The sequence below is a fragment of the Asticcacaulis excentricus CB 48 genome (genome assembly GCF_000175215.2).
Classification (GTDB): domain Bacteria; phylum Pseudomonadota; class Alphaproteobacteria; order Caulobacterales; family Caulobacteraceae; genus Asticcacaulis; species Asticcacaulis excentricus.
In genome coordinates this window covers 1,074,479-1,099,793 of sequence record NC_014816.1, presented here as the reverse complement: position 1 = coordinate 1,099,793, position 25,315 = coordinate 1,074,479, and the positions used below count along the sequence as shown (strand labels likewise).

At 59.5% G+C, this 25,315-nt stretch carries 20 protein-coding genes and 1 tRNA gene; 7 read left to right on the top strand and 14 right to left on the bottom strand.

Features of this window, described 5'->3' with window-relative positions; translation table 11 throughout:
- Positions 1-9: 9 nt before the first annotated feature.
- From ASTEX_RS05175 to ASTEX_RS05165, 3 genes are read right to left on the bottom strand one after another with little or no spacing between them, the layout of a single operon-like run.
- Positions 10-1,182: a methanobactin export MATE transporter MbnM gene (locus ASTEX_RS05175; RefSeq protein ID WP_013478558.1), complete on the bottom strand. Its 1,173-nt coding sequence runs from the start codon at positions 1,180-1,182 to the stop codon at positions 10-12.
- Positions 1,179-2,045, bottom strand: coding sequence for an MbnP family copper-binding protein (locus ASTEX_RS05170; protein WP_013478557.1), 867 nt, complete (start codon positions 2,043-2,045; stop codon positions 1,179-1,181). The genes ASTEX_RS05175 and ASTEX_RS05170 overlap by 4 nt, the downstream gene beginning before the upstream one ends.
- A 44-nt stretch (positions 2,046-2,089) precedes the next feature.
- Complete coding sequence (locus tag ASTEX_RS05165; protein WP_013478556.1) at positions 2,090-4,213, bottom strand: TonB-dependent siderophore receptor; 2,124 nt, start codon at positions 4,211-4,213, stop codon at positions 2,090-2,092.
- A 339-nt stretch (positions 4,214-4,552) separates the two neighbouring features.
- Here ASTEX_RS05165 and ASTEX_RS05160 point away from each other — a divergent pair, with 339 nt between their 5' ends.
- Positions 4,553-5,272, top strand: coding sequence for a superoxide dismutase (locus tag ASTEX_RS05160; protein WP_013478555.1), 720 nt, complete (start codon positions 4,553-4,555; stop codon positions 5,270-5,272).
- A 114-nt stretch (positions 5,273-5,386) separates the two neighbouring features.
- On the opposite strand, the gene ASTEX_RS05155 is transcribed toward ASTEX_RS05160, so the two are convergent.
- From ASTEX_RS05155 to ASTEX_RS05125, 7 genes are all read right to left on the bottom strand, one after another.
- Positions 5,387-5,827, bottom strand: a complete 441-nt coding sequence (locus tag ASTEX_RS05155; protein ID WP_144004613.1) for a hypothetical protein — start codon at positions 5,825-5,827, stop codon at positions 5,387-5,389.
- Between the two features lie 132 nt (positions 5,828-5,959).
- A complete protein-coding gene (locus ASTEX_RS05150) occupies positions 5,960-7,237 on the bottom strand; it encodes an O-acetylhomoserine aminocarboxypropyltransferase/cysteine synthase family protein (RefSeq protein ID WP_013478553.1) in 1,278 nt (425 codons plus the stop codon).
- A gap of 268 nt (positions 7,238-7,505) precedes the next feature.
- Positions 7,506-8,603, bottom strand: coding sequence for a PepSY-associated TM helix domain-containing protein (locus ASTEX_RS05145; RefSeq protein ID WP_013478552.1), 1,098 nt, complete (start codon positions 8,601-8,603; stop codon positions 7,506-7,508).
- Positions 8,603-10,633, bottom strand: a complete 2,031-nt coding sequence (locus ASTEX_RS05140; protein ID WP_013478551.1) for a TonB-dependent receptor — start codon at positions 10,631-10,633, stop codon at positions 8,603-8,605. The genes ASTEX_RS05145 and ASTEX_RS05140 overlap by 1 nt, the downstream gene beginning before the upstream one ends.
- A 156-nt stretch (positions 10,634-10,789) precedes the next feature.
- Entirely contained in the window at positions 10,790-12,145 is a 1,356-nt protein-coding gene (locus ASTEX_RS05135) for a DUF3526 domain-containing protein (RefSeq protein WP_013478550.1), read from the bottom strand.
- Positions 12,142-13,572: an ABC transporter permease gene (locus ASTEX_RS05130; RefSeq protein WP_013478549.1), complete on the bottom strand. Its 1,431-nt coding sequence runs from the start codon at positions 13,570-13,572 to the stop codon at positions 12,142-12,144. The genes ASTEX_RS05135 and ASTEX_RS05130 overlap by 4 nt, the downstream gene beginning before the upstream one ends.
- Positions 13,569-14,321 (bottom strand): ABC transporter ATP-binding protein, encoded by a 753-nt coding sequence (locus tag ASTEX_RS05125; RefSeq protein WP_013478548.1) that lies wholly within the window; start codon positions 14,319-14,321, stop codon positions 13,569-13,571. Before ASTEX_RS05125 ends, ASTEX_RS05130 begins: the two co-directional genes overlap by 4 nt.
- 68 nt (positions 14,322-14,389) lie before the next feature.
- Here ASTEX_RS05125 and ASTEX_RS05120 point away from each other — a divergent pair, with 68 nt between their 5' ends.
- Positions 14,390-16,504, top strand: a complete 2,115-nt coding sequence (locus ASTEX_RS05120) for a TonB-dependent siderophore receptor (protein ID WP_013478547.1) — start codon at positions 14,390-14,392, stop codon at positions 16,502-16,504.
- A 35-nt stretch (positions 16,505-16,539) separates the two neighbouring features.
- Here the strand turns inward: ASTEX_RS05120 and ASTEX_RS05115 are convergent, their stop codons facing one another.
- A complete protein-coding gene (locus tag ASTEX_RS05115) occupies positions 16,540-18,102 on the bottom strand; it encodes an alkaline phosphatase D family protein (protein WP_013478546.1) in 1,563 nt (520 codons plus the stop codon).
- A gap of 26 nt (positions 18,103-18,128) precedes the next feature.
- Positions 18,129-18,509, bottom strand: coding sequence for a MerC domain-containing protein (locus ASTEX_RS05110; RefSeq protein ID WP_013478545.1), 381 nt, complete (start codon positions 18,507-18,509; stop codon positions 18,129-18,131).
- Positions 18,510-18,584: 75 nt separating this feature from the next.
- On the opposite strand from ASTEX_RS05110, the gene zigA reads away from it, so the two are divergent.
- From zigA to ASTEX_RS05090, 4 genes are read left to right on the top strand one after another with little or no spacing between them, the layout of a single operon-like run.
- On the top strand, positions 18,585-19,790 hold the full coding sequence (gene zigA, locus ASTEX_RS05105; protein ID WP_013478544.1) for a zinc metallochaperone GTPase ZigA: 1,206 nt from the start codon (positions 18,585-18,587) through the stop codon (positions 19,788-19,790).
- Between the two features lies 1 nt (position 19,791).
- Positions 19,792-20,436 carry an ABC transporter ATP-binding protein gene (locus tag ASTEX_RS05100; RefSeq protein WP_013478543.1) on the top strand — a complete coding sequence of 215 codons (645 nt, stop codon included), beginning with the start codon at positions 19,792-19,794 and terminating at the stop codon, positions 20,434-20,436.
- Entirely contained in the window at positions 20,433-21,638 is a 1,206-nt protein-coding gene (locus ASTEX_RS05095) for an ABC transporter permease (RefSeq protein WP_013478542.1), read from the top strand. The genes ASTEX_RS05100 and ASTEX_RS05095 overlap by 4 nt, the downstream gene beginning before the upstream one ends.
- A complete protein-coding gene (locus tag ASTEX_RS05090; protein WP_013478541.1) occupies positions 21,635-22,129 on the top strand; it encodes a DUF3299 domain-containing protein in 495 nt (164 codons plus the stop codon). The genes ASTEX_RS05095 and ASTEX_RS05090 overlap by 4 nt, the downstream gene beginning before the upstream one ends.
- A gap of 597 nt (positions 22,130-22,726) precedes the next feature.
- Here ASTEX_RS05090 and ASTEX_RS05085 read toward each other — a convergent pair.
- Together ASTEX_RS05085 and ASTEX_RS05080 are read right to left on the bottom strand one after the other, a co-directional pair.
- Positions 22,727-22,802 (bottom strand) — tRNA-Lys (locus ASTEX_RS05085).
- A 148-nt stretch (positions 22,803-22,950) separates the two neighbouring features.
- Positions 22,951-24,489: a PAS domain-containing hybrid sensor histidine kinase/response regulator gene (locus ASTEX_RS05080; RefSeq protein WP_013478540.1), complete on the bottom strand. Its 1,539-nt coding sequence runs from the start codon at positions 24,487-24,489 to the stop codon at positions 22,951-22,953.
- 230 nt (positions 24,490-24,719) lie between these two features.
- Between ASTEX_RS05080 and ASTEX_RS05075 the strand changes: the two genes are divergently transcribed.
- Positions 24,720-25,307, top strand: a complete 588-nt coding sequence (locus tag ASTEX_RS05075) for a DUF4142 domain-containing protein (protein WP_013478539.1) — start codon at positions 24,720-24,722, stop codon at positions 25,305-25,307.
- The last annotated feature ends 8 nt before the right edge of the window (positions 25,308-25,315 follow it).

The following is a 25,315-nucleotide window of genomic DNA, read 5'->3' as shown; positions in this document are numbered from 1 at the left end:
ATCGCCTCCTTAAGGCTTAGACCAGGGATTGGAAAATCTAGGGTCCCGGAGGACCTCTTCGTCCGTTTGCGCCCGCAGGAAGGCCTTGAGGTCTTCCCGCTCTTTTTCGCTCAGGGAAAAGCCCGGCACAAACGAACTTTTCAGTGGGTTGAGACGGCCCTCGCCTTTGTTCGGTCCCTCTTTAATGGTCCGTCCGCCCGCCGCGTAGTGGTCAATGACGTCATCGAGTGTCGCCGCCGAGCCATCATGGAAATAGGGCCCGGTCACCGCCACATTGCGCAGGCTGGGGGTGCGAAAACGGCCCATATCTTCTGCGCGACCAGTGATCTCCCTGATCCCCTGATTATCGGCCGGATAAGCGCCCTTTCCATCCAGATTGTAAAGCCCGGTATTGTGGAAGGCAAACGCCCCCAGCTTGTTGCGCGCATGGCGCTCGGAATCCGACAGGTTCAGCCCGTTGTGGCAGTGATGGCATTCGAGCTTCTCACTGAAAAACAGCGCCTCCCCGCGCAATACCGAGTCTGAGACGGCATCGACATCGCCTTCATATCTGTAGTGATCATAAGGTGAGCGAAACGAGACGATCGAGCGCTGAAACGCTGCCAGCGCCCGCGTGACGGTCGCCAACGATATCTCGCCCTTCTCGCGTGGGAAAGCCTTGCGAAACAGGGCGGGATAGATGGGTTCGGTCTTCAGCCGCGCAATCATCTCGTCTTCCCGACCGGATAGGCCGAGTTCAACCGGCTCCGTCCCGGTCAGCGGAACAAGGGCCTGCTGCTCGAAAGAATGGAGCAAGGGGTTCGACCAGGTCATCACCGGAAAATAGGCGGAATTGACCAACGACATGGAGTTGCGCTTGGTGCGCTCACCCGTCACGCCGGGGGATGTCGTTCGCCCGTCCGTAAAGGCGCGCGCCTGTTCGTGACAGGAGGCACACGACCTCGAGCCGTCACGCGACAGGCGCGTGTCGTAAAAGAGATAACGGCCCAGTTCGACCTTGGCCTCGGTCGTAGGGTTGCCCTTAGGCTCCAGCGGTTTGGGGGCCCAGGCCGGCAGCCTGAAATCAAAGCGGCTTTCCACCCAGTCGCCCAATGCCTCGACGCGCGAAGCCCCGCTGGCCTGTAACCCCGCAAGGCCAAGTGCGACTACGATCGAACCTATGACAAAAGCGCGTCTGATCATTTTACGGTTATGAAGGCCTGACCTTGTGAGGACTTGCCCCGGAAGGCCAGACCCAGCCGGTCAAAGAGGCCCACACAGTCATCATCCTCTTCGCTCGACATACAACCCGACGGGCTTTGCGGCGCATTGGTGGTGATGTCGGTCGTTGCCAAAACAGTGCCGAGATCCATGACCAGTGTGTTGGCCTTCGGATTGAACGCGGCAAAGCGATATTCGGGGCGGTTGGGGTTGGTGCAGGCGACCTTTGGCGGCGCTACCCACGATCCTTCACCACAGGCGGTGCTGCCGAGGTGGACGGAAAAGCCGGTGGCTGAGGCTGTTTTACCTGCGGCCGGAGCGGTTTCGAGGTCAATGGTGGTGAACTTATAGCCGACCCGCCACGGCCAGGCGGTGGCCGAGAGGTTCAGGGGAGCGGGTGCGAGGGTCGGATCCTGGTGGTTGATGTCGAACGGGACACCAATCTCAAACACCACGCCCGCATAGTCGCCCTTCGGCACAGTCCCTTTGATCACCGTATTCAGGGGCGCGTTGCCGTTGCAGTTACCTGTAGCGTTTTCGAAATCGAGCAACGCGACCTTATCGTCCTGCCATACGCCATCCGGGGTCAGGGCGACGGGCACCTCCTTGCCATCTTTTGTGATCAAACGAAAATGGGACACGTAAATCCGGAAATCCTGCAATTCAAGCGAAGCGCCGGTTGTCCCGATCCCGGCATAGCTCTGGCCACAGGCCAGCGGCGCGCCGTTCACAGCGGCGGCAAAGCGGATTTCAACCGGCTGAGGCTTAGGCGCAGCCAGTACGGGCGTTGCCGCACCAAGAGCCGCTACGCTCAGAGAAATGGCCAAACGGCTGATGTGTCTCATGAATTAGATTCCATATCTCGACGATTGATTGACATGACCGCCCCTTAATAGGCCAGACGCAAGGTCACAGAGGCCGTTCGCGGTAAGCCGGGCTGTACCCAGTCCTGCACAAACTGATGCGATCCGGTGTAATAGCGCTCATCGAACAGGTTGTTGACGTTGAGCTGGATGAGCGCGGCCTTGCCACCGACGTCGAAGGCCCGCGATACCATGGCATCGACCCGCGTATAGGCCGGCATGACAAAGGTGTTACCGATATCGCCATAGCGGTCACCCTGATAGAAGAGCCCCGCACCCACTCGCCAGTGATCTGAAACGCTGTAGGTCGCCCAGAGGCTGGCCGCGTGCTCCGGTACATTGGCCAGTGCCTTGCCCTGATAGTTGGCATCCTGCGTGACCTCAGTATCCGTGTAGGCATAAGAGGCGATCAGCGACAAAGCCGGCGTGGCCTCGCCAATGACGTCGATTTCCAACCCGCGAGAGCGCGCCTCACCGGTCGTCAGGATCTCGCCCGTCACATAGTAGAGCGTAAAGTCAGCGCGGTTTTTCTTGATGAGTTCGTAGAGGGCAACCGTCGCGGACAGCTTCCCGTCCGGAGCCTGATACTTGTAACCCATTTCGGTCTGTTTCGCCGTTTCGGGATCGACAGCCTTGCCCAGCATATCCCGCCCGTTATTGGCGGCCAGAGACGATTGGGCCTGTGCATAAACCGTCTGGTTCGGTGAGAGCGACCAGACAAGGCCGGCTCTGGGAGAGGTGTATTCAACGGTATTGGTTGTCACACCGGGAAGAATATAGCCCGCTTCGGCCTTATCGTGGCGCACGGCCAGAACCAGATTCAGGCCGTTGCCGAAGTCGATCTGGTCCTGAACACTGAGCCCTTGCCAGTTGTTATAATCCACATAGTCAAGCGCATCGAGGACGACCGTGTCACCGAGCCTGGGCGTGTTGGAAAACACCGGGTTATAGATATCCACACCACCGATGGCGGAAAAGAGCGTAATCCCTTTCTTTTTCGCGCGGTAGGCGTCGGCACTGATCAGCAGATTATGGGTGACATTGCCCGCCGTGACCTTCCCGGTCAGGTCGAGAGCGTACTGGCCCATCGAATTTGAGCCATCAGGACGCGCGTAGTAATAATACCGGCATAGGGGGTTCCCGTCCCCATCGCAGGCGCCCGACATGGCCATATCCATGCGATAGGGCGTGATATCGACCTCGCGCATGTCGGCATCAAAGCTGATGGCCCTGGCCTTCAGGGTCCAGTTATCCGAGAGCCGGTGTGCGACTTCAAGGCGCAGGACGCGGCTTTCGATGTGCGACAGTTCCGGCGCATTGTTGAACTGCGTGTGCAAAGGCAGGTTGGCGACTGTATTGCCGATCGCCGGAATACCGTAGTCATTGCGGTAGCGGTGATCGAGATAATCCGCTGACGCGGACACCGTCGTGTTGGGCGTTGCCTGCCATTGAACTTTCAAACCAACCGAGGCCAGCTTTTCTTCGACGAAGTCACGCACCGAGTCCGTCGTATAGTAACTGGCTGAACCACCCACCAAAAGTGTCTTATCGTCATTGATGGCCCCACCCCCATTCAGGGAGGTCGAGGAGAGGCCGTACTCGCCAAGGGTCTGAGCGACTTCGAGACCCGGCTTAGCTCTCAGGGATTTGGTGACCACGTTCACAACCCCACCGGGCTCACCGCGGCCAAACAGGACCGAGTTCGGCCCCTTCAACACCTCTACGGCCTGAACATCGGTCACATTGACCGGCAGGCCTGAGACCCGCGTACCGTCCAGATAATAGTTGGACGCGCCCAGCATTGAGCCAAAGGCCGTCATCGAGGTCGAGGGGAAGCCACGTAGAACCAAGAGCGGTTGCGTCAGACCATTGAAGCCAAAATCCGTGGTAACGCCCGACACATTGCGTGTGGCATCAGACAGGGTGAAGACCTGCTGGTCCTGCAGGACCTCAACCGGGACGACCTGAATGGCCTGAGGCGTCAAAAGGTTCGGGACCGCGGTGCGGTTTGCTTCGGTCGTCTTCGCAGGCAACAGCTTGCGCCCCGTGACCACCACCTCGGTCGTTGCGTCACTCGCGTCGGCCGCCTGGGACACTACTGGGGTCAGCAAGGCGGCCATGGCGGCGGTCATCAGAAGGCAGGTTTTCATCACGTTTTCCGGCATCAGCGAAAGATATTGTCACGCTCGTAGCCGTTGCCGCTTCCCGAAGAACTTGGACATTTTGTCCCGCTTCATTCAACGGGCATGACGGGCAGGCAAACGCCCCATCCTGAGCCTGGAATGCCAGTGCGACCAAACACGGACCGGGGGGCCAAGTATTGATTGTTGCCACGTGTGCCACGAAACCTCCATGGACAAAGTGTCCAGTCCCGGTTTTGCGCTCGGGAGCGTAGATATTTCGTTCAGCCGACGACCTGACCGTTATCGATTTTATATCTCCGATCCGACATCTGTTGTCGCCCGCCACCGCTCTTGAAAGGATCACTCATGAAGTCCGTTATCTCTGCCACCGCTCTTGCCTTGCTGATCACACCAGTCCTGCCGACAATCGTCTGCGCCCAATCCAGCGTCGCGACTTCCGCCGATGCGGCGTTTACCCTGCCCGCCCTGCCCTATGCGGCAAATGCGCTGGAACCCGCCATTGATGCCGAGACCATGACGATCCACCACGACCGTCATCACAAGGCCTATGTCGATACGCTCAACAAAGCCCTAAATGAGACCCCGGCGCTTAAGGGCAAATCGCTGGCGGAACTTCTGGCCAGCGCGGGCAGCCTGCCCATGGTGGTGCGCAATAATGCCGGCGGACACTGGAACCACAGCTTCTTCTGGCAAAGCCTGACCCCACCGGCCCAGTCCGGGAAGCCGTCGGCGGCGCTGGCGAAAGCGATTGCGGATCAATGGGGTTCACTCGACGCCTTCAAGGCCGAATTTAAGAAAGCGGGCACCGGCCGTTTTGGATCGGGATGGGCCTGGCTGATTGTTGGCAAGGACGGCAAACTGGCCATCACCTCGACACCCAATCAGGACAATCCACTGATGGACGTCGCCGAGGTGAAGGGCACGCCGATCCTCGGTAACGATCTCTGGGAGCACGCCTATTACCTGAAATATCAAAACAAGCGCGCCGATTACCTTGACGCCTTCTGGCAAGTCGTCAACTGGAAGGCCGTGTCCGACCGCTACGCCGAAGCGATAAAGATGTAAGCGTGTGCCCGGCCACAACGGCCGGGCATTTCCCTTCAGAGCTTATGGGCAGAAGTCACTTTTCGATACCCCCATGTGACCTCCACGCTCGGATGAAAACCCAGAAATTCCATTCTACTTCCCTCCGAAGAATTCAGTGAGGCGTCCTTCCACGGCTTTCAACTCGACGCCGACGATGGTGAGCCAGGCGAGTTGCAGACCGTAAAAGAACATCAGGAGTGAAAAAGGTAGCGAGAAGAGCTCGTGACCTCTGGCGAACCACAGCGCGCCAGAAGACAGGGTTAGCGCCAAAGCGCCGGGCACCCAGATCAGCATCAACTGAAAAGGATGCAGCTCAAAGAGATTGTGAAACGTCCCCTTCAGCGTCTGCCAGAAACAATAGACCGCTGACAAGGCCAGAGCCGCCACCGCGACCGCCAGCGAGAAGGGTTTGCTGCCTGAAAAGGTGACGACGAGCGTAAACAGGGCAACATTGATCAGGGTCACGCGATGTGGGCGTGAGGCGAACCAAAGCCAAAGATCGGAAGGTCCGGCAAAAGTCGGTCTTGAAGTCATGAACAGGAGGCCCCGCAGTGAGTTTAGACGGCGGCGTACCTCCTCAGGAGGTCTGTGAGAACTGGACAAAGTGTCATTGGACATTCCACCCCATGGGACGGAATGTCCTTTCATCCTTGCTGTACCTGCCCTTTACACGGCTGCCCGACCCAAGGCTTGATCAATGTCAGCAATGATGTCATCAACATGCTCGATGCCAATCGACAGGCGGACGAGGTCCTCTGAAACCCCGGCCTTAGCCAGCTCCTCGGCGTTCAACTGACGGTGCGTCGTGGAAGCGGGATGGCAGGCCAGCGACTTGGCATCCCCGATATTCACCAGTCGGTAGATGAGCTGCAAAGCGTCGATGAAGCGCGCCCCGGCTTCGCGCCCGCCTTTGAGACCAAAGGACACGATGCCAGACCCCTGCCCTTTGGTATAAACCTCAGCCAGAGCATTATAGCGGTTTGCCTTCAGGCCCGCGTAATTGACCCATGCGACGCCAGGATGCTTAGCGAGATATTCGGCGACCGCCTGCGCATTGGCGCAGTGCCGTTCAATCCGAAGCCCAAGGGTTTCAAGTCCCGAGAGGATAAGGAACGCATTATGGGGCGACAGGGCCGCACCCTTGTTACGCAGAGGCACGACACGGCATCGACCAATATAGGCCGCAGGCCCAAGCGCTTCGGTATAGACAACACCGTGGTAGGACGGGTCGGGTTCATTCAGACACCCAAAGCGGGCCTTCTCCCTGACCCAATCAAACCGGCCTGAGTCAACGATGATGCCTCCGATCGCGTTGCCGTGGCCGCCGATATATTTGGTGAGAGAGTGCACGACTATGTCGGCCCCAAAATCAAACGGCCGGCACAGGAAGGGGGTTGCGACGGTGTTATCGACGATAACCGGCACACCGTGACGATGGGCAATCTCACTGACGCGACGAATATCAACAATATTGCCCGCCGGATTACCGATGGATTCAATAAAGACCGCCTTCGTCTTTGCATCGATCAGTCGGTCCAGAGCCTCGAAGTCATCGGCATCAAATAACCGCACCTCGATCCCCTGACGCGGGAAGGTATGGACAAAGAGGTTGTATGTGCCGCCATAAAGCTGGCTGACGGAGACGATATTGTCACCGGCGTCGGTAATCGCCTCAATCGCATAGGTAATCGCGGCCATGCCCGAACTGACGCAAAGCCCAGCTACACCGCCTTCAAGTTCGGCCACCCTCTGCTCCAGAACGGCCGTCGTCGGATTCATGATCCGCGTATAGATGTTACCCGCGACCTTCAGATCAAACAAGTCGGCCCCGTGCTGGGTATCATCGAACGTGTAAGATGTCGTCTGGTAGATGGGCACAGCCGCCGAACGCTGCGGCGCCTCAGGCTTGTAGCCATGGTGAATAGCGAGGGTTTCGGGCTTCATGATGACCTCTCTGTGAGACTGAAACGTGTGCGAAAAAAATGCCTGTTCGTTGCCGTCAATACGGCTGCCTCAGGCACCTTGTTTTGCCAGGATTGCCGCAGAACCCACCACGGCGAGACCGCAGACATCGGCGGATTTTTTCATTGTTATTATAGACTTACGAAACACAGTATTCCTATCATTGCACTTTGAATTTCGTAAGGAAGAAATGTTCGCCGCAAAGAATAGGCGGTCTAATCTAACCCAAAGAGACGCACCCATTGGGCGGCTAAGCGTTCCTGCGCCAGATCAGGTAGCGGGTCAGGCCCGTTGCAAACAGGAAGATCGGGAAAAGGCCTGCGAACATGACCACAAGGCGGCCGATGATTCCAAAGGCCTCACCCGTATGGAGTGGATGCAGCCAGTTCAGGATGATATCTGAGGCGCTGTCATGGGCGGGATTCCGTGTGGCGATGACTTCGCCTGTGTCTGCCCTGAGCCAGACCGTTGTGCGCGGAAAGCGCTGGGAGGGTTCAAAGCGCTGTGCCATGATGATCCGGTAGGTTCCGGCCCCCTTACCCGGCGTCTCAATCCAGCGTATGCGCGCCGTCGGAAACACGTCTGATGCGACCTTCATGGCCTGATCGACGCTTATTCGCATTGGCACTTGCGCATAGGGTGTGAGGTCCGGCGCTTTAAATGTTGGCGCAAGCGCATTCAGGCCAGGACGGAACCACTCCGGCGCGGCCAGCAGGCTACCGGTCACGCAGAAGATCAAAAGGAAAGCGGCCCCCACCACTCCCAGAAGCCGGTGCCACTCGAACGGTGTACGTGTCCAATGAAAGGGTTGGTGGATCTTCAGGCTCGCCTTCAACCGTCCTTTACGAGGCCACCACAGCCATAGACCGCTGAGGATCAGGCCCACACCGATAAGCCCCACAGACGCAATAACCACCTTACCCGGACCATCAATGAGCAGGTGATAATGCAGGTCATAGACAAAGGTGACAAAGAAACGACCCCACAGAGCGCTGCGGACAACCTCCATGCGTGTCGGGTCCACCCAGACAATGAGGGGCGCAAATGCCCGATCCTCAGTTTCGACGGGTTTATAGTACCGGGCGGAGATGACCCCGCCCGTTTTAGGGACTTCAATACGCCAACGACCTGTCCGATCCGGCTCGGCATGGCGCAGGGTCTGATAAACGGCTTCGTAGCTGGCAGGGATGGTCTGATCCGGCACGGCCCTGAGCGACGGATGAGACAGAGCATCAATTTCGACATAGAAACTCAGCACTATGCCCGTCAGTCCCAACAGCAGGAGAAACCCACCCACCGTCAGGCCTACCCATCGATGCAGACGCCTCAGCCCGTTCTTCATCGACATCAATAGTTCAGTCGAAGCGAGACATAGGCCGCACGGGGATCGGCTGGCGAATGGAGGGTCTGGCTTCCGTCCCACCATACATATTCAGAATAGGCATCGGTCAGGTTTTTCACCTCAGCCTGAAGCGCGATCTGATGCGTAAGGGCGTAAACCACGGTGGCATTCACCTTTGAGAAGGCGCCAAAGCGCCCCGTTGCGTTGGTCTGCTCAAGAAAATAGCTGTCCTGCGCGTTACCGGTCAAAGAGATCAGCGTCTGTGAACTGGCCTGCCAATCGACCCCCAATGTGTATATATGAGCTGGCACATGATCAATCGTCTTGCCGAGCGACGTTGGCACGGCCGGGTCAGGTGTGATGATTTTGGCCTTCTGCCACGCCAGAGCCCACCACAGGCTCAGGGTGGGCGTCACCTTCGCGGACACCTGAATATCGACGCCCTCGCGTCGCGTGGCGCCCAGATTTTCAGAATCACCCAAAGGGTCATTCAGTTTACGCTTGACCTCGCCGGTGGCCTCCTGCTGCCACACGGCGACACGACCGCTGATAGCCTTGTGGCTAAACTTAAGCCCGGCTTCCCAACCCTCATTGATGGACGGCTCAAGATCAACCGTGCGTGGTGGAATGAGATAGCTGCCCGATCCAACGCCGATCTGGAACGTTCGGCCCCAGTTGGCATAGCCCAGAACCTGCGGTGAAATCGCATAACTCACGCTCAGCTTGGGCTGAGAGATCGTACCATAGTCATTAACCGGAGCCGCGACGCCGCTGCGGTAATCGTAATAGCCACCCTTGATCTGGTCCAGACGAATGGCCGGAACAATACGCAGTCGAGATGTTGGTTCAAGTACTGCCTGAATATAGGCGCCATAAGTATCCAGCCCATAGGCCTGATTGCGCGTTTGTGAAGTTCTGGATCGCTGCACGGTCAGATAACGCTGACTGACAACATCCTGCGTCTGAAGGTCTGCCCCTGCCTCAAAAGACAGGCCCTGCCAGCCCTGAACCGGCACTGTCAACTGCGCCCGCGCTGTGACGCCCGACTGCTTTTCGCGCGCAATACGTTCCTGTTGGGAGGCTGAAGCAGAGAAACGGATGTAGCGGGTGTCATCAAACCGGTTGTGATAGGCCCGCACCTCCGTGGTCAGGTTCTCGCCAATGGCCCCGTCATAGCCCACAATCATCTGAGACAGGGTACGCTCATCGCCGTCGGTTTGCGAAATGTCGTATGAGCGTTGCGATCTGGTCCGCGCATCTGCGGCCGCCAGATATCCCGGTTCATCCGCCCTGACAGTATAGTAACGCCCGGACACCCAAAGGTGGCTCGCCCCCGAAGGCGTCGTGTAGCCGAGTTTGGCTGACGCGCCTTTGCGCTCCATATGGGCGTGATCCCGAAAGCCGTCGGATTGTCGCCAGTTCAGGGCGTAGTTCTGGGTCACAGCGCCGGACTGCACCCCTAAGGCCGTCTGCACCTCCTGGGTAGAAAAGCTGCCCAGTGTCATCCGGGCCAGACGATACTCACCGCCCGAGCGCGTGGTTAGACTGGCGTTGCCGGCAATATTATTCAGTCCATAGCGTGGATCGACGGTCCCGCGCACCAGCTCTGCGGCTGTGATCTCCAGAGGGAAGACAGTGTCGATAAAGGTGATGGCACCATCATTGGTGTTCGACGGCACACCATCGATCAGCAGCTTTACCGCATTGAGTTCGCCCTCACCATTAAAACCGCGGATCGAGAACCGCCCCGACGAGGTGCCCTGCCCGAAATCCGTCAGCAGAACGCCCGGAAGCCTGCCAAAAAGCGCCCAGCTGTTCTCAACGGTCTCTGCCTCAATCGCTTTGGCCGACAACACATCCACTGAGGTATAAAGACGCGAACGGATAGTGGTGCGTCGGGCTGCGACTGTCACCTCTTCGCCCGGACCTACATTGAAGCGTGTATCTTGTGACGTTGTCTCCACATCGGACTGAGCGAGCGCCGATGTCGCGATCAGGGGCAAAAGGCAGGCGGTTTTTAAAAGTACGCGTTTCATAAGGGGCATCCAGTGTCAATGCTGCGCCGGGTAACGGTCCCGGACCGCAACATCGATTGGACAAAATGTCCCAACACACAGGGTCTTGTCTCAACGCGTGGCTCCCCCACAGTGAGAGGTCAGACTTTACCCCATTCAAATGGGCCGATTATGGCCTTACCCCATGCGCTTGCAAAGCAGCCATAAACTCAGCAACACAAGACCAGCGCTCAGGGCGGCCAGTGTCAGGAGATAAATCCCCCTGATCCCGCCGCCATAGGGTCGGGGCTCAAAGCGGGGAGCCAAGGCATAGACCGCTTCCGGGAAAGGCGTCTTGTTGAAAATATAAGGATAGTAGAAGCGTCGCAGCGCCGTATGGAAGACCTTAATCTGGTCCTGATAGCCGAGATAGCCGCGGATATCCGTATCGCCTAGCCGCTCCATAGCCGCTTGAACCCCGACCGATGGGAAGAGGTAGCCCACGCCTTCGGCCAGCGTCTGACGCTGCAGGATACGAGTACGATAGGTGGCGACGTCCGCCGCCACGCTTTCATCACCCACATGGTGGAAAGCAAAATACCATTTCCATTCAAAGGTTTTACCCAGAGGGGCCGTGGCCTTCCATTCGGGATGATGCTGGAAGAAGCGCTGCATCGTCAGATCTTTAGGCACTTCCCAGGCCCCGTGTACCAATTGGCGATGCTTGAGCACGATATCGACGCCCTGCGGCACAGGCACACTGCGACTGATGGCGATATGGGCAACCGTCGGCGCGACCAATACCAAAATGACCCATTGGCTCAGCAGCACGAGGGCGTTGATGCGCGAGCCGAAGCCGAAGGCCGCGGTCAGCAGACACAACGCCGTCCAGAACATCACGTAAAGCGCGATCAGGACGACACCGGCCATAACCCCCGCCACCGGCGCCTCAGCCATAACCGCCCCGGCAACAAAAGGCACCGCCACGGCTGCAAAGACCAGAGCGCTGCGCAGGGCCGCCCGTCTCGGCCACAAAGCGATGCCAGCCTTTGGGGACGCGCGCAGCAGGTTGAGACGGCCGCTTTCCGCCTCGCTAGAGACCAGATCATGTAGCAGCACCACCAGAAACAGCGGCGTCAGATAGACCAGCACGAAACTCAGATCGAAGCGGCCGGGCAGAGCTAACTCCGGATTGAAGATATCCCCCTCATACAGTTGGGCCTGTAGACCTAGTGCGCGTACCCGCAGATTATAGGGCAGCACATCTCTTTGGCCCAGGGCCGCAAAGGCCAGACGCGAGGGCGGATCATAGGTGTGGTGGAAGCTGTAATAGGCGGCGTAGCCCGCATCCCCATCCGGACCATAGGCTTTGGCCAAATCGGCCATATCGTTCTTCTGGAGGGTTTCCAGATGCGCGATGACGGCGTTCTGACGCGCGACTTCGTGCAGCCCCCGCGCCACGGCAAAAATCGACAGCACACTGAGTATTATAAGCGCCGCCAGCGTCAGGCGGGAGCGCACCAGCAACAGCCATTCAAACCGGAGCATAGTCATTTCATCAGCCTTTCCAGACGCAGGGCCGACCACTGACCGAGCCCCAGCAGAACCCCGCACCACAGCGCCAGAACACCCAGAGCCGGACTGAGGCGCTCCAGACGCTCAGCCATCGCCGGCGGACGAAACACGAAGTCTGGATAGTCGGCCCAGTGGTCGTGCGAGATGCGGTTTTCCCGCGCCTTATTGGTATCGTCGGCATAGGTCAGGGCCGTGGCCTGCAACTGGTTCAGGTGCTGGACCAGCCCGAAACGGTAGGCTTCGCCCTGTTCCAGAAAGGCCTGATAAGCAGGGAGATCTGTGCCCGCTCCCGACATGGAGACGCGCTGCACGGCCAGTACCGGGGCCAGCAGGCCCACAGCGTCCATCAGCCGGGTCTGGGCGTGCTGCTGACCAAAATTGCGGTCCGCATAGGCCTTGAACAAGGCGCTGGTCATGCGCTCGCCTTCCAGCGCCAACAGCCCTTTGTAATTCACCGGCAGGTCTTCGACGCGCGAAACGCCGTAGCTTTTCAGCACCTTTTGGCGAAAGGCATTGAAGTAGGGATCATCGGGATTGTGGCTGTCCCCCATGGCCTTCAGTTCTTTGTGAATGCGGATATCCGCCTCCATCTGCGTCAAAAGCGGGCGCGCATGGGCAATGAGATCAGGCGCCATGCGCGGCACGAAAACACAGAAAAAGGCCCACACGGCGATCAGGCCCAGAAGAGACTCCCGGCCACGCTTTGAAACGCTCGAAATAAGGACAATCCCCATCGTCCAGATCAGCAGGTAGAGGACGTAACCGGCAATGATGGCGAGGGTCAGCGCCCAGCCCAGATGCGCCTGCGTGGCCAGCCAACCTGTGGTAACCAGCGCCGGCAGCAGGATCACAGCCGACACAAGGGCCAGACACAGAACCTTGCCCCAGAAAAGCTGCGGACCGGTGACCCCTTGCGTCAGGCACAGCGTCAGCGTGCCGTTTTCGCGTTCGCGCGCAATGACCCCAAAGCCCAGAAAAATCAGCAGCAAAGGAGCCAGCACCTGAAGGCAGAAGGCGGGCGTCAACTGCCCGAAGCGCACCAGTGAGGTGTTTTGCCGTGTGTCCGAAAAGTTGGCGCTGTTCTGGCGATGGCCCTCCAGATAGAGCATCTGGCCCGTAAAGGCATCGACGCCGGGATCAAAGGCCGCCATTGGATTGAGCGGCCGGAAGACAAAGTGCCCATAGTGCACCATTCGGTGCGGATGCCGGTCGGGTTGCGCATCGAAGGTGTGATTGGCCTCGGACTGATAGGTCTGACGCAATCCCTGCGTATAGCGGAACTGATCCCATGCATTGAGGATGGCCATCAGGCTGAGGAGCAAAAACAGGGCGGCGCTAATCACGGCCGTGCGGTTGCGTAACAGGGCCCGCCCTTCGTTGAGGGCAATCGTCAAAACCTTGCTCATGCGGCCTGCCCCGGCTGGGCGGTTTGATAGGCTTGATACAGGCTGTTGATATCAAAGGCACTGCCGTCGGCCTTGTCCGCCACCTGAGTCAGGCGTCCCTGACTGAGAAAGCCGATACGATCCGCGATCTGAGTGGCCCCCAGCAAATCATGCGTGACCATAAGGATCGCCGTACCGCGGGCGCGCAAAACATCCAGAAGATCATGGAATTCGCTGATCGCTCTGGGGTCGAGGCCAGACGTCGGCTCATCCAGCAACAGAACCGGCACCTGACGCGCTACCGCCAGCGCGATAGCCGTCTTTTGTCGCATCCCCTTGGAATAGCCCGACAGCCGCCGCCCACGCGCCGCCGCATCGAGTCCTACCGCGTCCAGAGCCCCCTCAATGCGCGACGCTTCGGCGGCGACCCCCGCCAGCGTCAGGAGATAGGCGAGGTTTTCGCGCGCGCTCAAGTGCTCATAGAGAGCGACATTCTCAGCCACATACGCCACATGCGCCCGTGCGGCTGCGGGATCGGCAGCGACATCCTGCCCGGCAAGGGTGACCTCGCCGCCAGACGGCTTGAGAAAGCCCAGCAGCACTCTGAGCGTGGTGGACTTGCCCGCGCCATTGCCGCCCAGAAGCGCAAATATCTCGCCCCTGCTGACCTCAAGACTTAAGCCTTCAAGGATCATCCGCGACCCATATCCCGCCGATACGGCGTTCAGGCGTAGGACGGCGTTCTCAACATGATGTTGCATTTCGGTCATTGCCAATGGCCCCTGATGTCGGTATCGACGCTCTTATTATGTTATTACGTAACACTTCAAGGGCAAAAATGATGACCTCCTCCATAAAACGCCTCTCCTTGTCTGGCTCCGCTTCACTGATGGCATTGACGCTGAGTGTCGCGATAGCCAGTTCGGCCCGCGCCGATGCGCCTGCCGCCGCCGAGGAGCCGACAACGGTTGTCGTCGCCGGTTCCCGCAAGGCCGCCGCCAGCATCAAGGGCCTCGATATTGAACCCTTGCGACTGCCGCAGAATGTCAAGGTGATCGACGAACATCTGATTGAAGACGCCGGGTTTACCAAGCTGGGGGAACTTTATGATCTGGCCGGCGGCATGTCGCGGCAGAACAGCTTTGGGGGCGCGTGGGATGCCTATGCCATCCGTGGCTTTTCCGGCGATATCAATCAGGGCCCGGACCTTTTGATCAATCGTTTCAGCGCCAATCGCGGTTTCAATGCCCGCCGCGATGTCGCCACCATCGAACGTTTCGAGGTGCTAAAAGGCCCCGCCTCTGCCCTGTCCGGCAAGGGCGAACCGGGTGGCTCGATCAATATTGTGACCAAGGCCCCGCTGGACCGAAAACACTTCGGAGTCGATCTGTCCGCCGGCAGTTTCGAAACCTATCGCGGGGCGGTGGATACCGGCACCCCCATCGGGACACAGGTGACCACGCGCCTGATAGCGGTGGCCGAACGCTCGGACGGATTCCGGGACTACACCTCTTCTGACCGCTGGCTGATCGCCCCGTCGCTCGCCTACACCCCGCGCGACAATCTGCGTTTTCTGTATCAGGGCGAATTCAACCGCGTGAACTTCACCCACGACCGGGGTCTGGTCTCCGTCAATGGTGACCCGCTGGCCCTGCCTGTCACGCGCTTTCTGGGCGAACCAAATGACGGCCATATCCATCAGACCAGTACCCAACATCAGTTGACGGCGACCTATGACCTGTCGAAAGACATTTCGCTGGAAGGTGGGCTGGCCTATCGTGACGGCTCCATGACCGGCCAATCGACGCACAATCGCCTATTGCAGGCCGACGGCCTCCTGCGCCGGCAGTTGCGTATACACGATTACACCTGGGACGATCTGAGCGGGCGTCTGGAACTCAGCGCGCTCAAAACGGCCTTCGGAGCTGAGCATCAGATACGGGCGGGGATCGACGGATTTACCTATAACCAATACCGCAAATTCTGGCGCTTCAACCCGACCGCCGCCAATCCCTATGGCATTAACATCTATAATCCGGTCTACGGTCAGACCAAGCCGGTGGCCCCGCTCAATACTGACAATCACGAAGACCTGACCGGTCGGGCGATTTTCGTGCAGGACCTGATCAGTATCGGCGATCACTGGACCCTGCTTCTGGGCCTGCGTCACGATGAGATTGATCAGACTGTTACCAACCGCATGAACAACACAGCAGTATCCCAGTCAGTAGGGCAAACCTCTCCGCGGGCCGCCCTGACCTTTAAGGCCTCAGACCATCTGTCCGTCTATGCGAGCTACGGCCGTTCCTTCCGCTACAACCAAGGGGCCGACCGCCTCAATAAACCCTTTGCCCCGGAAAAGGGCGAAGCTTACGAGGTCGGCAGCAAGTTCAGCCTGTTGGAAAAGAAACTGATGGGGACTGTGTCGTTGTTCGATATTACCAAGGAAAACATCCTCAGCACTGATCCCACAGACAATGCCTATCAGGTCGCGCTCGGCGCGGCGCAATCCAGGGGACTGGAATTCGAAACCACCTACGCGCTGAACCGTTCGACCTATGTAACGGGCGTCTATACCTATGTCGATGCCAAGGTGACGCGCGACACCATAGCCGCTCTGGTGGGCGGGCCCCTGAGCAATATTCCCGAACACAGCGGCGCCCTGTTCATCAGCTACGCTCCCGAACAGCACGCGGCCGGGTCTGTAAGCTGGTCCGGCGGTCTGGTCTTTGTCGGTGAACGCGCCGGTGATCCCAATAATAGCGGCTTCCGCCTGCCGTCCTACGTGACCGCGCGCGCCAGTGTCGGATGGCAGGTCAATGATCGGGTTGAACTGCGCCTTGAGGGCGACAACCTGTTCGACAAGGCCTATGTCGATAACAGCTACGACGCTGTGTGGGTGACACCCGGTGCCCCGCGCTCGGTTACGCTTCGCCTGCGCTACAGCCTGTAAGGCAAAAGACGGCCCGGTTGCTCAGACCGGGCCGTCTATATGCGCTGAATGGCCGGTTTTCCGTGTTCGACGACAAAACTCGCCAGGGTCGAAAGCGTGGCGTTGGGGTCGCGGCGGTCCGAAATCACCTGAAACCGCGCCTCCAGCGCCTCAGGGCGGACGGTCAGAGAGACATAGCCCCGGCGGCGACTTTCAAAATATTTCACATGCGGATTTTCAGGCAGCATATCAGCAAACACCTCATAGGGTGGCCCGTCATAGGTAATCGATGTCCCGACGAATTCCGTAGCGACTGATCGTGACGCCGGGTCCAGTGGATTGGCCTTCAGTTCGGTGGCCCAGTAGGAGTGAATATCTCCGCCCAGTAAGACCGGATTGGACAGGCGCATCGCCTGCATGGCCGCAATCATACGATCGCGCGTCGCCGGATAGCCATCCCAGCCATCGGTCCAGTGCCCCACAATCGCCCGCCCTTCAGAGTCCTTACCCTTCTGACGCAGTGACGCCGCCAGAAGGTCCTGCCCCATCAGATTCCAACGCGCCTTTGACTGTTTGAAGCGGTCAAACAACCACCGCTCCTGCGCAAAGCCCAGCATGGTGCGTTTGGGGTCGAGCCGCTGAGGGCAGTCATCGCCGACCACCCGCCCCTTTCGGCTCGTCGGGGTCGGGCAGGCCGGGGCCGAACGATACTGTCGGCCGTCCAGCATATTGATTTCCGCCAGCCGCCCGAAGCGATAGCCTTTGTATAACCTCAGATTTTGCCCTTTCAGGCGGGACTCGCGGCGCAAGGGCATGTGTTCATAAAAGGCCTGATACGCCGCCAGCCGCCGCTTCAGGAAACCGGGATCTTCGGCCACGTCCTGCGGCAGCAGACCCCCATAGTCGTTTTCGACCTCGTGGTCGTCCCACGTCATCAGGCAGGAGATCGTCGCGTGCAGCGTCTGAAGGTCCGCATCCGTTCGATAAAGCGCGTAGCGGTTTCGATAACCGGCCAGATCGGTGGCGTCCGCCATCTGATCGTGGTGGCGCACCTTGCGTTTGGGATCGCTGAAACTGAACTCGTAGATATAGTCGCCAAGGAACAGCACATAGTCCGGATTTTCCGCCGCCATATGGCGGTAGGCGCTGAAATAGCCGACTTCATAGTGCGAACACGAGGCCATGGCGAGCCTGAGTTCACGCACCTGCGCGGCGGCTTGCGGCAGGGTGCGCCCCCGGCCCATCGGGCTTTGCGCCCCCAGCGCCTCAAAACGATACCAGTAGGGCCGATCGGGTTGCAGATCACGCAACGTGACGTGCACCGTATGGGCCGAACGCGGGTGGGTCATCACCTCACCCCGTTGCACGACGTGACGGCCCGCCGCATCCTCATAGACGAACCAGCGCACCGCCACCGGCGCGCTCAATCCACCCAACCCATCGGCCGCCAGCGGATCAGGCGCCAGACGCGTCCAGATGACAAAACCATCGTCCCACGGATCACCGGACGCGACCCCAAGTGTAAAGGGCGGTGCGGCCTGCGACCATGCCGGGGGCACAAGAACAGCGCTCGCCGCTGCCGCCATCAAGCTTCGGCGGGTTAAATCGGTGGTCATCATGTGGCGAACCTCGGGACGGAGAGCGTTTAGTGTCGATGCGGCAAGCGGGCGTTGAAAAGGTGCATGGCGGCCAGAAGTGACGCCCCTGTGACACTCAGGGGTGTTTCCCAAGCCTCGGCCGGCGCATAAAAGGCCGCCACGCTGAGCATCCCCAATCCTGCAAGGGCCATTGCGGCTAGCCCTGCCCGTCGCCAGCCGCCAGAGCGGATCAGGGCAAACAGGCTCACCGGGGCGGCCACGCCCACCAGCACCTGATGGACGAGCGGGTTTTCATTGAACACCCCCAGAAATGGCAGGGCGGCGAAGACCAGCGGCATCAGGAGGCAGTGCGCCACACATAAGCCCGACAAACCCATGGCCAACATATCCAGAGAGCGGCTTTTGGAAACTTTACGCACGGCAGGCATGAGGCCTCCTTTTCAGTTGCGGCCTGAGTGCGTTATATTATAACATATCAAAATTCAAGCACGCATGAGGCTTCCATGACCAAACTTCCCGTGACCGTTCTGTCTGGTTTTCTGGGGGCCGGTAAGACCACCCTGCTCAATCACGTCCTGCGCAATCGCGAAGGCCTGAGGGTGGCGGTGATCGTCAATGATATGAGTGAGGTCAATATAGACGCGGCTCTGGTCAAGGGCGGTGACGCCAACCTGTCGCGCACGCAGGAAAAGCTGGTGGAGATGTCCAATGGCTGCATCTGCTGCACCCTGCGCGAAGATCTGCTGGAAGAGGTGCGGGTATTGGCGCAATCCGGGCGCTTCGATTATCTGCTGATCGAAGGCACGGGCATAGCCGAACCCATGCCCGTGGCGGCGACCTTCGATTTTGTCGAAGAGAGCGGCGTCTCTCTGGCCGAACTGGCCCGCGTCGATACCATGGTCACGGTCGTCGATACCTTTAACTTTCACCGCGACTACGGCTCCTCCGATTTTCTGGCCGATCGCGGCGAAAGTCTTGGCGAAGACGACACCCGTACCGTCGTCAACCTGCTGGTCGAACAGATCGAGTTCGCCGATGTCATTGTGCTGAACAAGCTCGACCTCGTGACCGACGATCAGCGGCGCGATGTCGAAGGCATCTGCCGTCAGTTCAATCCGCTGGCACGCATCGTCTATGCCGAAAAGGGCGTGGTGCCGCTGAAGGAGATACTCAATACGGGCCTGTTCAATATGGAGCGCGCCCAGTCGGCTGCCGGCTGGCGGCAGGCGCTGGAGTTCAACAACGTCCCCGAGACCGAAGAATACGGCATATCGAGCTTCGTCTACCGGTCCCGCCGCCCCTTTCATCCGGCCCGCCTGAAGGCTGTGTTCGACCGCGAATGGCCCGGTGTGTGGCGCTCAAAGGGCTTTTTCTGGCTGGCTTCGCGCATGGACTATGTGGGGTCGTGGTCGCAGGCTGGCGCTGCGGCCACCAATGAGTGGGGCGGCTACTGGTGGGCGGCCATTCCGCCGAACCGCCGCCCGAACGACCCGGAGTCGAAGGTCTTTCTCGATGCCGTCTGGCGCGCCCCCTATGGCGACCGGCGACAGGAGATCGTCCTGATCGGCAAGGATATGGATCAGGCGGCCCTGACGGCTATGCTGGATGCCGCGCTGCTGACCCCGGCGGAGTTACAACGCGGGCCCAAAAGCTGGGCGAAATTGCCCGACCCCTTCCCCGTCTGGGGACGTCAAAGCGAGCCGGCTTAACATGTTGCTGGTCACCGAAGACATTTGTGTGCGGCGCGGTGAGGCCCTGATCGGCCTGCCTGACCTGCACCTAGGCACCGGCGAAACTCTGGCCCTGACCGGCCCGTCCGGGGCGGGCAAGACCTCGCTTCTGCTCTGCCTGGCGGGACTGGTCGCGCCCGTCAACGGCACGGTACGGCTGGAAGACAGGCATGTCTGGCCCGGTCACGATATAGACCGCGCGCGTCTGCGCGGGCGGCGCATCGGCTTTGTCTTTGCTGACTACAGGCTGATCGATTCTCTTAGCGTGATGGACAATCTTCAGATGGCGCGCGCCAGCGCCCACCTGCCACTGGACTTCGCCCGCGCGCATCACCTGCTTGAGCGGCTGGACATCACCGCCCTGAAAGATCGGCGCGCCGATCGCCTCAGTCAGGGTCAGGCCCAGCGCGTGGCTCTGGCGCGCGCGGTGATGAATGCCCCGGCCCTGATACTGGCCGACGAGCCATCGGCGGCTCTGGATGAAGTCAACGCCGAGGCGCTGCTGTCCCTGATGCTTGATCTGGTGCAGGACGAAGGCACGGCCCTGATCGTCGCCACCCACGATGCGCGCGTGAAGGCGCGTCTGGGGTCTGCGGTCGAGGTTGTGACGGGAGCGCGCGCATGATGTTCGCCCGCTTCATACTGGCGGGTCTGGGCCGCCGCTGGGGCTCCGCCACTCTGACCCTGCTGATTGGGGCCTGCGGACTGGCCGGTCTTATCCTCATCCTGTGGGCCCAGACCGCCCTGCCTGAAGCCATCAAGGCGCGTATCTCCGAAACCGATATGGTGGTCGGGCCCAAGGCCTCCGGTCTCGACCTCAGCCTGTGCTGCGCCCTGCATCAGACGCCCGCCCCCGGCCTCATTTCTCTGAACAGCGTCGAAGCCCGCCTGTCCGAGCCCGATCTCAAACCCTATATCCGCGCCAGCGTCCCCATCGCCTTGGGCGACAGCGTCGAAGGCATACGCATCGTCTGGACCCGTCCGGACATAATCCGCTTCTATCACGCACAACTGGCGCAGGGCCGTCTGTGGGAGCAACCGATGCAGATAGTCGCCGGCGCGCAGGCCGCCAGAGCCCTGAACCTGCGCCTCGGTCAGACGCTGGGCTCCAGTCATGGGCTGGCCGGCGACGGCGAAGCGCACGCCGCACGCTATACCGTTACCGGCATACTGGCTCCGACGGGCGGCGTTATTGACCACCTTTTGCTGTCCGACCTGGGCTCCATCGTGCGGGTGCATCAGCATGGGCCCGACCCGGACGAACACGACCACGGCGAAGCCACGGACGGCCACCACGTTAATGCGGTGCTGGTCAGCTTTACTTCACCTGTGGCGCTCGCCTCCGCGCCCGCCCTGATCAATCAGAGCGAAACCCTGTCGGCCGCCAGCCCGCAACTCGAACTGGCGCGATTACTCAGCCTCGTGCGCCCGGTCATCTACTTCGCCACAGGACTGTTCGTCGCCATCGGTGTCTTCGGTGCGCTGGTTCTCACCCTGTCGTTGGTGCAGGCGCTGAACCGGCGTGCACGCGATCTTGCCCTTCTGCGCTTCATGGGCGCTACCTCACTTGACCTTAGCCTGATCTGCGTAGTGGAGGCCCTGCTGATGGTACACGCCGCGCTGCTGCTAGGCATTTGCCTCAGCCTGTTAGGGCAGACGGCCCTCACCCACGTCCTGAGCGCCTATGGCCTCTCCCCGCAGCCCGGCCTGCCCGTCGATCAGTGGCCCCTGCTCTATGGGGCGGCCCTGCTCACCGCGTGCCTCAGCGCGCTCGTGCCCGCCTTACGCCTCGCCATGACCCGTGATGATGAAGGATTTCGCGCATGAAACGCCGCGACCTGATGCTGTTCCTGCCTGCTGCGCTGAGCCTTGGGGCCTGGCGTGAACAGAAGGCTTCGACCACCGATGGCGAACTGAGTGGCGAGCGCGCGTTTCAGCGCACCCTGCCGCGCTCATCTGACCCTCTGTGGGTAAAGCTGCGACAGTGCAAGGTGCGCTATAACGCCAAAACCGCCCTCTACAGCCTGACCCCGACAGACGAGGTCAAAGCCCTGATAGGACAGACTTTGAAGGTCAGGGGCTTCATCATCCCGCTTGATGGGCTGGATATGACGAAGCATTTCCTGATCGGCATCAATACCCCGGTCTGCCTGTTCCATCCGCCGGGCGAGCCCAATGAGGTGATCGAGGTCCGCAGCCTCAAGGCAGTGCCGTGGGATGACAGGCCGAAGTCGGTTGAAGGCCAGTTCAAGCTAATCAGCAATCCGGAAATGGGCGTCTTCTTCGCCATGACCGGCGCGAAACCTGTTAAGGCGTAAACGCTCTCCCGATAGCTCCAGCGTGCCAGCTTTGCAGCAAAACCCCCATGCCCGCTTTTTGCGTTCGATTTAACGGTTGCGAATTCTCCCTAGGGCCAAATCGAGCCCACCGCCGTGTTGTCGCATTCGCGGTCAAAAAGTCGTCATTTATCTTTCGCCAGCTAGCCGTCCCAAAGCCGGATGCGACTAGTGCGACTTTCCGCTTTCGCTGATGGAATGAGTTTTCGCCGATCTCAAGTTTCGTGTTCTTGGTTCCCTTCTTTTTTATTCGCAAGACCTTCCTCTACTTTTACATCGGGTCTGGGTAAGAACCTACCGAGGAGTTTAAGCGTCTCGACGAAGACTTCTTCAACGATGAAGGATAAATTGGTTATGGGTTTCGTCGTTGGTCCGCATAGTTTGTGAACTGAAGAGCATAAATCCGTTCAGGCGATCTTACCAACACGGCACCGCAGACCGTCAGCATCGCCCGTTACGTTCGAGGCGGCTCAGCCCGGCAACGCAACACCCAGAATAGTTTATAACAGATTATAACATTCCCAGCGGGAAGCCCGCGGCGTCCGCATCTGCGTAAAATATTGAATTTAAATGAAAAAATGGTGGGTGAGCACGGACTCGAACCGTGGACCCGCTGATTAAGAGTCAGCTGCTCTACCAACTGAGCTACACACCCACTTTTCACCGCTTTCAAGGTGGGGCTGTTGGTGACCCCGGCAGTGAGGGGCGGAACATACGAATTTTTTTCGCCCTTGCAAGCGCTAATTTTGTTTTTTTCGCACAAAGCCTGTGGACGGTCGCAAACCGCCCCCTCACCTCGTCGCTCAGGCGGCAGCGATGGCTTCGCTCACCACCTGCATGAAGGTCTGCGGTTCGAAGGGTTTGGGAATGAAGCCCGTCATGCCTGCTTCGAAGCAGCGGCGGCGGTCGGCATCAAGCACGTGCGCCGTCATTGCCACCACCGGCGTGGCCGGCAGGGCGCGCTGTGTTTCCATCTGGCGGATGCGGCGCGTGCTTTCAAAGCCGTCCATGCCAGGCATCTGCACGTCCATCAGGATCAGGTCGTAGGCGCGCATTTCGGCGCGGCGCAGGGCCTCAGTGCCGGTGCGCGCCACGTCGTAACTGAGCCCCATCTGATCGAGCAGAGTAGAGACCACCACGATGTTCGGCTCATAATCTTCGACGATCAGCACCTGACGCCGGCCCTTAGAGAGCGGTTTTTCGGCCTCAAGCGTCTGCGGGCGAGCAGGATCGTGCGATAAAGGCAGTTCGGCGGTGAAGATCGCCCCCTGCCCCGGCGTGCTGGAGGCGCTCAGCGTGCCCCCCATCTGTTCAGCCAAGGCGCGTGCAATCGACAGGCCCAGACCCGTGCCGCCATAACGCCGCGTCATCGAGGCATCGGCCTGCGTGAACTTTTCGAATATGGTGTCCAGCTTGTCCAGGGGGATGCCGACGCCGGTATCCATCACCTCAAAACGCACCCGCGCGCAGTGAGCTTCGGTTCGCACCACCGACAGGCGCAGGTCAATACGACCGGTATCAGTGAATTTGACGGCATTGGCCAGCAGGTTGATTAGTATCTGCTGCACCCGCAGCGGATCTCCAAGGTAAAATTCGCGCACTTGAGCGCCGTAGGTCACGCCAAAGCCGACGCCCTTTTCCGCAGCGCGGACACGCGGCGCGGACACCGTCTGTTCGATCAATTCGGGAAGGTTGAACTCGCGCGTCTCCAGTTCGATGGCCCCGGCCTCGATCTTGGAGACGTCCAGCAGGTTGTTGATCAGGTGCAGGAGGTTTTCGCCGCTCTGTTTCAGCACACGGACATAGCTCTGCTCGCGCTCGGAGAGGTTCGGGGACAGGCTAAGGATATGGGCAAGTCCGATTACCGCGTTCATCGGCGTGCGCAGTTCGTGGCTCATATTGGCCATGAATTCGTCGCGTCGGCGATTGGCTTCAGCCAGTTGCGCCTCGATGCCCTTTTGGCGCGTGATATCGCGGGCGATCTTGGAGGCACCGATAATGCGCCCGGCCTCATCCCGGACCGGCGAAACGGTCAGCGAAATGTCGATCAGGGCCCCCGACTTAGTGCGGCGAACGGTTTCAAAGTGTTCGACCCGCTGACCGCTGCGCACCTTGCCGATAATGACGTATTCCTCATCGTGCATGTCCAGCGGAATGATCAGGGTGATGTGCTGTCCGACCGCTTCGGCCGCCGTATAGCCAAAAATACGCTCGGCCCCGGCATTCCACGTGGTGATGATGCCGTCGAGCGTCTTGGAAACGATGGCATCGTCCGACGAGGCGACAATCGCCGCCAGCAGGGCGCTATGGTGCTGCGCCTCAGAGAGGGTGTCGCCCGTCAAAACCGAGGCTCGGAGGTGGTTCGGCCAGTGTCCATTGGAGCGCTTTCCGTACGGGAATCTGCTAATCGCCGGATGCTAACCCTAAAGTCTGTAACCGGACAATACGATCTTAGAGCGGGCGACACTTTACGGCTTTTTCATGTGTTGTAGCAAAAGCGGCGCAACCTTCTTACATCCGCGCTGATACGGTCCTGAGCCATCACAGTTCCGTTATCACATTGGAGAGACTGATGTTTTCTAAGAAAGCCTTTACCGCCGCCACGCTGGCTGGCGTGCTCATCCTGCCACTGGCCGCCTGCGGATCGCCGCAGGAAAACGCCGCCGAGGAGGCCGCGGAGAGCGCGTCTGAAAGCTCGTCGAGCGTCTTCGAAAGCGCCTCTTCCAGCGCCTCAGAAAATATCGACTTTGCAGGTCGTGCCACCGTCGCTGGTGTGTTTGAAATCGAGTCCAGCAAGCTGGCGATCGAGCGCACCAAAACGGCTGATCTGAAGGCCTTTGCGCAGAAGATGGTGACCGACCACACCAAGGCTGCCACTGAACTTAAAGCCGCCATTACTGCCGCCGGCCTTACGCCGCCGGCTGAAGGGCTCGATTCCGAGCATCAGGACATGCTCAACGACCTGAAAAACGCCTCCGCTGAGGATTTTGACACCAAATACATCGACGCTCAGCAAAAGGCGCACGACAAGACGATCGACTTGTTCGAAAAGGAAGCCAAGGACGGTCAGGCTGGTCCGGTTAAGGATTTTGCAGCCAAGACCCTGCCTACGCTCAAGATGCACAAGGCGGATATCGAAAAGCTCGACGAAAAATACTGATCGGACGT